Source organism: Micrococcus sp. Mcc89, from assembly GCF_024519795.1.
GTDB lineage: Bacteria > Actinomycetota > Actinomycetes > Actinomycetales > Micrococcaceae > Micrococcus > Micrococcus luteus.
Genome location: NZ_JALJRI010000081.1, coordinates 1 through 1,751, shown reverse-complemented (window position 1 = coordinate 1,751; position 1,751 = coordinate 1). Strand labels below are relative to the sequence as shown.

At 63.2% G+C, this 1,751-nt stretch carries 1 protein-coding gene; it reads left to right on the top strand.

Features of this window, described 5'->3' with window-relative positions:
• The first annotated feature begins 171 nt into the window (after window positions 1-171).
• Entirely contained in the window at window positions 172-1,347 is a 1,176-nt protein-coding gene (locus tag NR072_RS08165; protein ID WP_256836823.1) for an AbiH family protein, read from the top strand.
• Window positions 1,348-1,751 lie beyond the last annotated feature (404 nt).

The following is a 1,751-nucleotide window of genomic DNA, read 5'->3' as shown; positions in this document are numbered from 1 at the left end:
AAATGGAAACCGACGACTCACAGAACGTCCGGACCGAATGAAGGGGGCGGCTCACCATCCCGGGTGTCTCGCCCCTACGCCTGCGGTAGCACCCGCCTAGGATCACCCGTATGACCGCCGGCACGTACCAGGCGCCGACGACTCTGCCGCGATGGACGAACAGGACCCGCCATGGGGTATCGCATTTTCACCAAGGACGAGTACGAGAAGCTGAGACGCCAGCACAACATCATGGTCCTGGTGGGCAACGGCTTCGACATCCAAGTCACTCGGCGCTACGGGTCACGGTTCTCTCCCCGCTACCCGGCCTTCTACCACTACCTTTTCTCCCGCGACTTCGACTCCTCGAACCTTGTCGTGAAGCAGATGGCGGCTGCTAAGGCGGGCGGCCAGGAGAACTGGAGTGACGTCGAGGCTGCGATCGGAGACCTCATCACGCCTACGGGCGGTGGGCACCTCGCTAGCGCTGTCTACGACGCAACACTCGCCATCCAGGCAGCGTTCTCGGAGTACCTCGAACTCGTGGCACCGCCCGACCTGCTCGCCCGGGTCGGGAAGGACTCCGCCGAGGGCTCCTTGGCCGTGAGGTCGATGGCGGACTTCATCGGGGACGTAGCGAACGGCTCGCAGACCTTTGGCTCCTTCGCTTTCCCCGAGGAAACCGATCACTACGACCTCTTCAACTATCTCTTCGTCAACTTCAACTACACGCCGTTGCTGGACGACTACGTGTTCCGAGACGCCCAGCAGTTCCTGCCGCAAGCGCACAAGTTCGCAGACCGGAACTTCCAGTTCCGACCGAACCCAACCAACCATCCAAGGGGCTACGGAGACCACAAGACCGGTTGGTCGAGCTACCTCCGCAGCGAGGTCATCCATCCTCACGGGCAGCAGCCGATTCCGCGGTCGCTCCTGTTCGGGATCGACGCTCCCGACAACTTCGCTGCCGGCGTGCACCCGCACCGGCAACTCATGAAGCCGTACTGGGCCATGAACCGCATCGAGTACGGGCATCTGTTCTCCGACACTCGGCTGTTCATCATCTTCGGGTGCTCCCTCGGCAAGACCGACGGCTGGTGGTGGCGCCGCGTGTACGACGCCCTCAACCGTCCGACTGGCGACGGAGCATCGCCGAGCGAGCTCATCATCTACTGGTGGAGCCCTAGCGCGGGTTCAATCACCAGGGAAGCAGTTCTTGACACCTTCTTCGCCGGCGTCGCAGGGGACCGGGATGAACCTGATCGAGCGAGCGTGGAACACCGGATCCAGGTCGTCGTCTACACGGATGACAGCCCGCCGGTCTTCCTGGCCACACCACAGAGTGTCCCTTCCGCGCAGGAGGGCTGAGCGAGCCAGCGAGCGCGCCTGGATACAGACACATGACTCCAGCGACGTCAGGTCCTGGGGCGCGCGGAGACCGTGTGCAAACTCGCGATCTGGCGTGTGCAGCTCCAGAGCCCCGGCGCGGTAAGGCCCGGCTCTCCGCCTGAAAACAGCATTTCGGGAAAGCCCTCACCACCACCAGCCAGCCAGAGCAGCACCAACCCAGACAGCCTCTTGAGACGACAGCCCGGTCCCTGTTGGGGTCCGGGTTGTTGCTGTTGTGGTGGGCATCTTCCTCATGAAGCGGGGCGGGACGTGCCTGATTGCTGAGGACTGGCGGTCGACTTCGACGGCACCCGTCCGTTAGATGTAAGAGGTCATGACGTTGTTGACTCGGGTCGGTGCCAGTGAGGCCGGAGGAGCGTCTC